Raw genomic sequence first — 8,953 nt, 5'->3', positions numbered from 1 at the left:
CCACCGAAGTCACCCCGGCGAGCAGGGCGCCGGCCATGACGGCGGCCCTCAGCCGTCCCCGGCGTCCGCCGGCCCGGGCCTTCAGGCGGGAGAGCACGGACTTCGGGGCCGGCGGACGACCGTGATCGAGCGCGGGAGCCATCGCATTCCTTTCGACGTCGCTGATCGACAGCGGCAGCGTAAGATCGGATATGCGCAAATGGTGATCAACCACGCCGGTATGTCACATGTCTGACCTGTCTGTCAGATTTATTGGGAAATGCGGCGGCGTCCCTTGGCGCGGCGCGGGTAGGGGAAGAGCCTCGGGCGGCGCTTGGCGGCCACGTCCTCGATCCAGCCGAAGAGCAGGATCGCCAGGCAGATCAGCGGAACGGCGACCACCAGCGGGGTCCACTGGCTGACCAGCAGCCACTGCGCGTGGTCGTAGAAGAAGGTGCTGTTCCACAGCAGGTCGATCAGCGGCTCGGTCAGCACCAGCGCGAAGGAGTGCCACAGATAGACGCTGACGGCGCGGGAGTTGAGCAGACTGATCACGCCGTTGAACCGCTCCAGCGGCTTGGGCCACTGCTCCCAGGAGGGGCTCAGATGGAGCAGCAGCAGCACCGCGCCGAACGACCAGACCGCCTGGGCGACCGGTACCGCTTCCAGGTCGTGCCCGAGCCGCGGGTTCTCCAGCGGCGACCGCATCAGCCACCAGTAGCCGAACATGAGCACCAGCGGTGCGAGGGACGGCACGACGTACTGCGGGATCCTGCGCAGCAGCCCCTCCCCGTGGGCCATGCCGAGCAGCCAGCAGGAGCCGAAGGTGGTGAAGTCGGTGGCGGCTTCCATCAGCCGGCCGGTCTGGTCGACCAGGCCGGAGTTGATGACGAACGCGAGCGCCAGCGGCACCAGCAGGGTGACCCAGGGCAGCCGCCGCAGCGCCTTGAGCATCAGCGGTGACAGCACGACGTACCAGAGGTAGGCGCGCAGGTACCACAGGGGGACGCAGATCTGCTCGGCCCAGGAGGCCGGCAGGTGCCCGCCGAAGGTGTGCAGCGAGGGCCCGAACGGCGGCTCGCTGAACGGCAGGATCCAGTAGGCCAGGTCGCCCCACCACCAGTTGGGGTGGAGGTGGTCGGGCCGCCAGCCCTGGAGGACCATCAGCGGCACCACGACCGCGCCGAACAGCCACATCGGCGGCAGCAGACGGCGCAGCCGGCCGCGGATCACGCTCAGTGCGGGCCGGTTGAGGGAGCGCACCATCAGCGACCCGGCCAGCGCGAACATCACGCCCATGGAGGGAAAGACGATCGGCAGCCAGGTCCAGCCGAAGTTGTGGTAGACCACCACGCGGACCAGGGCGAGCGCCCGCAGCAGGTCGAGATAGCGGTCCCGGCCGGGCCTGCGCGCGGGCGCCGGGGCCGCCTCCTCGGGCTCCGCGTCGCGCCGCACGGCGAACGCGCCGGGGTCCAGGACCCGCAGCGCCATGGTCTCGGAGGAGTCCCGGGTGCCGTAGGCACCTCGTTCCGCGGTACTCATGAAGACATCGCCCCCGTCGTGACGTCGAGCCCCACCTCACCGGTGCGCTTCAGCTTCTGCCAGCGCAACCGGCCTCCGGTCAGAGCGGTGATGGCGGACTGCATCAGCACCATGTACATGAGCACCCGGTAGACCACCTGCTGGGCCGGCAGCGTGATCAGATGCCAGGCCTTCTCCTTGTCCAGGTGGAAGGACCACCAGGCGCAGACGGCCTGGAGGGCCATCACCGCGAACCAGGCGGCCAGGGTCTTGTACGCGTCGACGAAGACGACGCCGTAGACCATGCCGATGTCGAACGCGGGCGCGAGCAGCGGGGTGATCACCATGAACAGGGTGACGAACGGCAGCCCCACCCGGCCGAAGTGGCCGCCCGCGCCGCGCTCCAGCAGCGCGTGCCGGTGCTTCCACATCGCCTGCATGGTGCCGTAGCTCCAGCGGTACCGCTGCGACCACAGCTGCTTCATGCTGACGGGCGCCTCGGTCCAGGCGCGGGCGTTCTCGGTGTAGACGACCTTCCAGCCGGCCCGGTGCAGGGCCATGGTCACGTCGGTGTCCTCGGCGAGCGTGTCGTCGCTCATGCCGCCCGCCTGCTGGAGCGCGGTACGGCGGAAGGCTCCGATGGCGCCGGGGATGGTCGGCATGCAGTTGAGCACGTCGTACATCCGGCGGTCGAGGTTGAAGCCCATCACGTACTCGATGTGCTGCCAGGCGCCGATGAGCGTGTCGCGGTTGCCGACCTTCGCGTTGCCCGCCACCGCGCCGACCCGCGGTTCGGCGAAGGGCTGCACCAACTCGCGTACGGTGGACGGCTCGAAGACCGTGTCGCCGTCCATCATCACGATCAGGTCGTAGGAGGCGGCGGCCACACCGGTGTTGAGGGCGGTCGGCTTGCCGCTGTTCTGCTGCCGGATCAACCGGACGTTCGGCAGGGCGAGTTCCTCCACGATGGCGGACGTGTCGTCGGTCGACCCGTCGTCGACCACGATCACCTCGATGGGATGGTCGCTCGTGGCCAGGGAGAGCAGGGTGTTGGCGATGCACTCCTGCTCGTTGTACGCGGGTACCACCACGGTGACCGGTTCGGTGACCGGGTCGCCCCAGGAGAAGCCGCGTCTGCGCACGCGCCGCACATGGACGGCCGAGAGCACGAGCATCAGCGCGAACCGCGCCATGACCAGCACGCCGACGACCGCGAGCAGGCCGACCAGCCACGGCATCAGCCTCACCGAGAAGGTGGTGGCCCACACGAACGCCTTGCCGACCCACAGGTCGTAGCCGGTGACCTCGGTGTTGGCGGAGCCGGTGCCGAGTGCCTCGGCGGTGGTCCTGAAGGTGTAGCCCTGGGCCTTGAGCTTCTCGATGATGATGGGCAGCGCGGCCAGTGTCTGCGCCCGGTTGCCGCCCGCGTCGTGCATCAGGACCATCTCGCCCTGGCCGGGGAGGTCGGGCATGGCGGACCTGACGATGGCGTCGACGCCGGGGCGCTTCCAGTCGTCGGTGTCCTTGTCGATGAAGGCGGTCAGGTACCCCTCCGACCCGGCCTGCTTGGTCACCGGCCACGACCAGTCGTCCAGCGCGTCCACGGTGGAGGAGTAGGGCGGGCGGAACAGGCTGGAGTGGATGCCGGCGACACCGGCCAGCGCGAGCTGGGTCTCGCCCAGCTCCCAGGTGAGCCGGGAACCGGAGTGCAGCGCGAGGTCGGGGTGGGTGAAGGTGTGCAGCCCGATCTCGTGGCCCTCGGCCACGATCTGCCGGATCAGCGACGGGTTGCGGGTGACCATCGAGCCGGTGACGAAGAAGTCGGCGCGGACGTTCTGTTCCTTCAGCACCTTGAGGATCTTCGGCGTCCACTGGGGGGACGGTCCGTCGTCGAAGGAGAGGACGACGGTCTTGTCCGGAATCGTGTAGTTGACCGGCTTGTTCTGCTTGTCGCCACGTGCGTCGACGACCGGGCCGCCCTCCAGCACGCCGGTCGGGACGGTGACCTTGTCCACCGAGGTGGCGATCTTCTCGTCGTGGAAGACCTCGTTGTTCGCCATGCCGCGCAGCACCATCAGCGCCAGCAGGGTCGCCAGTACGGTCACCGGCAGGAAGAAGCGCAGGGGAGGTGCGGCGAGTCGGCGCGGCCGCGCGATGGACTGCCGGGAGTGACGGCGGGAGCGGGACATGGACTTCCTGGTCGGTCGCGTCTGAACTACTGCGCGGTGACGGTCGCGGAGTTTGCCGCCGCCGTACCGTCCGTCGTGGTCGCGGTACCGGACGTGGCGCCGGACGCGGTGGTGTCGGACGCGGTGGTGTCGTCCGTCGTCGACGTGGTGCCGGACGTGTCGCCGGACGCAGTGTCGGACGTGGTGCCGGACGCGGTGTCGCCGGATCCGGTCGCCGTGGCGGTGGCGCCCTCTGCGGGCTCGGCGGGCCCTGCGGCGCCGGGAGCCGCGGGCAGCGGCGCGTCGAGGTACTGGCCGGGGGGCGTGGTGTTCGCGGTGCCGGGGACCTTGAGGGCGGGCGCCTGCGACTGGGTCCCGATCAGACCGGAGATCATCGCCACCACGCACCCGGTGCAGACGATGCCGACCAGCCAGCCGAATCCACGCAGCCTGCGGCCACGCTGACCGGTCTGGTCCACGAAGACGGGAGCAGGCTCGACCTCCGTGGAGGTACTGGTCATCGACGGCTCCCGAGCCTTCCTACGTCGCGTCACATCTGCCGGTTCGGCGCCACCGAAAGCAGTAAGTAGTGCGGAAAAAGCGATGAATGCATGAGGAGAGGGAGATTATCCGACCGCTCCTGATCGCGTCGCTAGACTAATATGAAGATTCCGTAAAAGCCACGCGGGTCTCGTAAAGTTCCGGCGACGCCGCTCGCCCCTCTGCTCGAACGGACCTGATGCATGGCCATAGCCCGCCGCCGCAGCCGCCTGACGCTCGCTGCCATCCTCGTGGCCGCCGTATCGCTGCTGGTGGACGCCTGCGGCACGGGAGGCGGGGGCGGCGCCGAGGCGGGTAGGACCACCACCCCGGCCGCGCACTACGAGGTCTCGTCGATGCTCGAGCCGTCCGGCCGGGCGCTCGGCGTCGTCGACGACAAGACGCCCTGGCAGTACGGCATCGTCACGACCTTCGCCGAAGAGGCCGGGCGGACCCCCGACATCCGCGAGTACTACAGCCCCTGGGGCGAGGACTTCGACGGGGAGGGCAACGCCTTCCTGTGGAAGCACGGCCAGCTGCCCATGATGGCGCTGGTGCCCTCCGACACCTCGCTCGCCGACATCGCCAAGGGTGAGGACGACGCCTACATCCGCCGCCTGGCGGACCAGATCGCCGCCTACGACGGCCCGCTGGCCCTCTCCTTCGCCGGCGAGATGAACGGGCCGTGGAACTCCTGGGGCCCCGAGCACACCAAGCCCGCCGACTTCGTCGCGTCCTGGAAGCACGTGCACGACATCTTCGCCGAGCGGGGCGTCACCAACGTGATCTGGGTGTGGACCCCGCACGTGGTCGACTCGGGCACGACCGCCGCGCTGCGTCCCTACTACCCGGGCAACGCCTACGTCGACTGGGTCGGCCTCATCGGCTACTACGGGCCGATCGACGGCGTCGCCTTCTCCAGCCTGTTCACCCCCACCATGCGTCAGATCGCGGACTTCTCCGACAAGCCGGTGCTGATCGCGGAGACCGGAGTGGCGCAGAGCGACCAGAAGGAAGCGCACATCCGTGACCTGTTCCGGGGCGCCGCGAAGGCCGGTGTCATCGGGCTCGTCTGGTACGACCAGCGCAAGGACTGGCCGGGCGGCAAGCAGTTGATGGACTGGCGGATCAGCACCTCGGTGGGTGCCCGCGCCGCGTTCCAGGTGGAGTCGGGCCGCGGCGGCTTCGGTCATTCGTTCAAGACCGGCTGATCCGGGACGAGCCGACGAAGCCGGGCGCAAGCCCCCAAGAAACGACCTTTATCATCGCGCATCAGTGCGGTCGCCACATGCGGATGCGTGCCCGAGCAGGGGGAGATCACGGAGATGACGACGGAATCGTCGCCGGGCCAGGGGGCTCCGCAGGAGGACGGCTGGGCCTTCCGGCCCCGCCGCCCGACCGGTGCCCCGCAGCCGCACCGGGAACAGCGGCAGACGCAGCCGTACCGCCGGGAGCAGCAGCAGACGCAGCCGTACCGGAAGCAGCAGCAGACGCAGCCGTCCGTGCCGTGGGACGACCGGTCGCAGGCCGAGTGGGACGACCGTTCGCAGGCCGAGTGGGACGACCCGTCGCAGGCGGAGCCGTACGGCTCCTCCGGCACGCGGTGGGACGCCACCATGCCGCTGCGGGTGCCCGAGCCCCGCACGGACGACCGGGCGCCGCGTGAGCCGGGTCACCGCACACCCCCGCAGACCCGGCGCGGCGGCGAACCGGCGGGCCAGGGGTACGGCTACCCGCCCGCGACGGCCGCCGTCCTCGACCCGGAGTTCCACCACCGCCCCGAGCCCGTCGCCGTCAGCCCGCAGCCCCCTGCGGGCGCGGACGGCAGCCGGTCCGGAAGGACCAGGTGGGGCAGGATCGTGCTCACCCTTGCCGTCCTCGTCGCCGCCGGCGCGACCGCCTCCGTCCTGGTCAAGCAGGAGGACGCCGCCGCCGTCGCCTCGAAGCAGCTGACGCGGGAGTGGCAGATACCGGCGCCCGCCTCCGACGACGCGCTGATCGGCAGCTGGCTCACCGACAAGCTGCTCGTGCGGGCCGGCAGCCAGGGCGGCCTGCGGGCCTACGACCTCACCGACGGCAAGCAGGTGTGGAAGGCCGCGCGCCTCCCCGCCGCCGCCAAGCACGCCACCGTGCCCTGCGCGATGTCGCCGACGCTCGGCGCGCAGGGCATCGGCACGGTCGCCTTCGGCCCGGACAGCAGCGCCTGCACCTGGCTGGCCGGGGTAGACGCGGCCACCGGCAAGATCCTCTGGTCGCTGCCGCTGACCAGCGCCAAGCACCCCACGGCGGCGACCGCCACGACCCATGTCCAGGGCGATGTCGCCACCGTCGTCAGCGAGAACTTCCTCGGCGGTGTGGACCTGCGCACCGGCAGCCGCGTCTGGGGCTACAAGGCCCGCGGCCACTACTGCAACGCCTACGACTGGGGCGTCGCCGGCACCGTGCTGGTGGACGACTTCTGCCTCGACAAGAAGAACCGCTTCACCCTCACCGCGTACGACGGCGAGACCGGCAAGGTGATCTGGCGGAAGTCCGAGCGCGCCCACTCGGAGGTGACGCACATCCTCTCCGGCTCCCCGCTGGTCGCCACCGTCCACACCACGCGCGAGGACGCCGTGCGGGTCTTCGACACCGAGGGGACCGGCCGCAAACTGGCCGTCGGCAACGACGAGCTCACCTCGGGCAACGAATCCGGCGCCGACCACTCCGCCCGGCTCTACGGCAAGGTCCTGGTCACCCCGGCCCTGGCCGCCGGCCGCCCGGTGCTCGACGGCTTCGACACCACCACCGGCGCCAAGCTCTGGACCGTGCGCTCCGCCGCGCTCGCCGTCCCCGCGTCCGGCGCGGACGACACGGTGTACGCCGTCACCACGTCGGGCGCCCCGCAGCTCGTCACCATCGACCCGCGCACGGGCCGCACCACCCCGGTCGCGGGCCTGCCGGTGGGGACCGGCAAGTGGAACTTCACCTCCGGCACGGTGTACGTCACCGCGGACGGCGGCGTGCTGGAACTCAACGCCCTCGGGTCGAACGGCGGTGTGCGGCTCTACCGGTGACGCCGGACACCGGACACCGGGCACCCCGCTGGCGCAGGCTCCGGGCCGTGCCGCCGGACGGACCGCCGGAGCCGTCGTTGCCGGGTCTCCCGGGCAAGGCTGTCCCGCCCGTTGGGTCCCGGCCGCACTGGGTCTATCGTCGGAATCATGGGGCCAGCAGGAGGAGGACGGCCGGTGATGCCGCAGGACGAGGCCGTGATCGGCTGCACGGGGAAGCTGCTCATAGGAACTCGCGGTTCCACCGGCCCGGGCGAGGTGCTCGTACGCGTCCGCGGCGGTTCCGAGACCTTCCTCGCCTGGTCGGAGACCCCCCTGCCGGTAGGTACGAGTGTGCTCGTGATCGAATCGCGTGGATGCCGTGAGGTCGGCGTCATCGAGTGGATGGATCCATTGGACGCGCTCGACGGGGGAACCGCCGGCGCAAGCTGAGGAGTACAGGCATGTTCGGATATCGCGTTCCCGCGCCCGACGAGGCGATGCTGATCTCGGGCGGCAGGCGGGGACTGGGGGGTGCGCCGTTCCGAGTGGTCACGGGGCACGGGAAGTTCGTGCTGCCGGTGTTCCGGAAGGTCCGGTTCCTCACCCTCTCCATGTGTGAGTCCGAGGTCACCGAGACCTGTGTGACCAGACAGGGCATCGCGCTGCACGTCCGCGCGGTCATCGCCTTCAAGGTCGGCAACGACCACGAGAGCATCATCAACGCCGGCCAGCGGTTCCTGTCCGACCAGGAGCAGATGTCGGTGCTCACCGGCCGGATCTTCGCCGGTCACCTGCGGGCCATCATCGGCTCGATGACGGTCGAGGAGATCGTCACCGAGCGGCAGAAGCTCGCCGCGGAGGTCCTGGACACCTCCAAGACCGAGATGGCGAAGATCGGGCTGACCGTCGACTCGCTCCAGATCCAGTCGATCGACGACGGCGACACCGGTTACATCGACGCGATGTCCGCGCCGCACAAGGCGGCCATCCAGCGTCAGGCGCAGATCGCCCAGGCACAGGCCACCCAGGCCTCGGTCGAGGCGGAGCAGGCGGCGGCCCGCAACCAGGCCGAGTACGCCCGGCAGACCGCCATCGTCAAGGCCGAGTACTCGGCCGAGGTGGACCGCGCCCAGGCGAAGGCCGCGCAGGCCGGACCGCTGGCGCAGGCGCACGCCCAGCAGGAGGTGCTCGCCGCCCAGACGGAGCTGGCCCAGCGCCAGGCCAAGCTGCGCCAGCAGCAGCTGGTGGCCGAGGTCGTGAAGCCCGCCGAGGCCGAGGCCGAGCGGGTCAGGATCCTCGCGGCCGCCGAGGCGCAGCGGATGAAGATCCAGGCGGAGGCGGCTGCCTCGTACGACCGGGTCGCGCTCGACCGGATGCTGATCGACCAGCTCCCGCAGATCGTCAAGGAGGCCGCCGGCGGCCTCGCGGGCGCCAACGTCAACGTCCTCAACGGCGCGGACGGCCTCGGCGAGATCGCCGCCGGGCTGGTGTCCCAGGGCCTGACGATCCTCGACTCGGTCCGCCAGAACCTGAACGGGAACGACAAGGATTCCGACGGCGACCGCTCCGCGAAGAGCACCGCCGACCGCCTGCTCCAGCTGCCGACCAGCAAGCGGACCGGCTCGAACGACGGTCCGGTGGACGTCGACTAGGACCCCGCCCCGACGGTCACGACGAACCGGGGAACTCGTCGCGCCGAAGCCCCGGACC

At 70.3% G+C, this 8,953-nt stretch carries 7 protein-coding genes; 4 read left to right on the top strand and 3 right to left on the bottom strand.

The features are described 5' to 3' along the window. Positions 1–249: 249 nt before the first annotated feature. From ABT085_RS39645 to ABT085_RS39635, 3 genes are read right to left on the bottom strand one after another with little or no spacing between them, the layout of a single operon-like run. On the bottom strand, positions 250–1,521 hold the full coding sequence (locus ABT085_RS39645; protein WP_351619818.1) for an acyltransferase family protein: 1,272 nt from the start codon (positions 1,519–1,521) through the stop codon (positions 250–252). Continuing rightward, the gene (locus ABT085_RS39640; protein WP_502982931.1) at positions 1,518–3,689 is read right to left on the bottom strand and encodes a bifunctional polysaccharide deacetylase/glycosyltransferase family 2 protein; all 2,172 of its coding nucleotides are present in this window, start codon (positions 3,687–3,689) and stop codon (positions 1,518–1,520) included. Before ABT085_RS39640 ends, ABT085_RS39645 begins: the two co-directional genes overlap by 4 nt. Before the next feature lie 26 nt (positions 3,690–3,715). Further along, positions 3,716–4,189, bottom strand: a complete 474-nt coding sequence (locus ABT085_RS39635; protein WP_351619815.1) for a hypothetical protein — start codon at positions 4,187–4,189, stop codon at positions 3,716–3,718. Positions 4,190–4,411: 222 nt separating this feature from the next. On the opposite strand from ABT085_RS39635, the gene ABT085_RS39630 reads away from it, so the two are divergent. The 4 genes from ABT085_RS39630 (at position 4,412) to ABT085_RS39615 (ending at position 8,895) form a co-directional block, all read left to right on the top strand. Further along, positions 4,412–5,419 carry a glycoside hydrolase family 26 protein gene (locus ABT085_RS39630; protein WP_351619812.1) on the top strand — a complete coding sequence of 336 codons (1,008 nt, stop codon included), beginning with the start codon at positions 4,412–4,414 and terminating at the stop codon, positions 5,417–5,419. Positions 5,420–5,533: 114 nt separating this feature from the next. Next, positions 5,534–7,264, top strand: coding sequence for an outer membrane protein assembly factor BamB family protein (locus tag ABT085_RS39625; RefSeq protein WP_351619809.1), 1,731 nt, complete (start codon positions 5,534–5,536; stop codon positions 7,262–7,264). A gap of 177 nt (positions 7,265–7,441) precedes the next feature. Further along, complete coding sequence (locus tag ABT085_RS39620; RefSeq protein ID WP_351619806.1) at positions 7,442–7,693, top strand: NfeD C-terminal domain-containing protein; 252 nt, start codon at positions 7,442–7,444, stop codon at positions 7,691–7,693. Between the two features lie 11 nt (positions 7,694–7,704). Further along, the gene (locus tag ABT085_RS39615; RefSeq protein ID WP_351619803.1) at positions 7,705–8,895 is read left to right on the top strand and encodes a flotillin family protein; all 1,191 of its coding nucleotides are present in this window, start codon (positions 7,705–7,707) and stop codon (positions 8,893–8,895) included. The last annotated feature ends 58 nt before the right edge of the window (positions 8,896–8,953 follow it).

The sequence above is a fragment of the Streptomyces sp. NPDC002265 genome, assembly GCF_040296125.1.
GTDB lineage: Bacteria > Actinomycetota > Actinomycetes > Streptomycetales > Streptomycetaceae > Streptomyces.
This window is presented reverse-complemented; position numbering and strand designations above follow the sequence as displayed.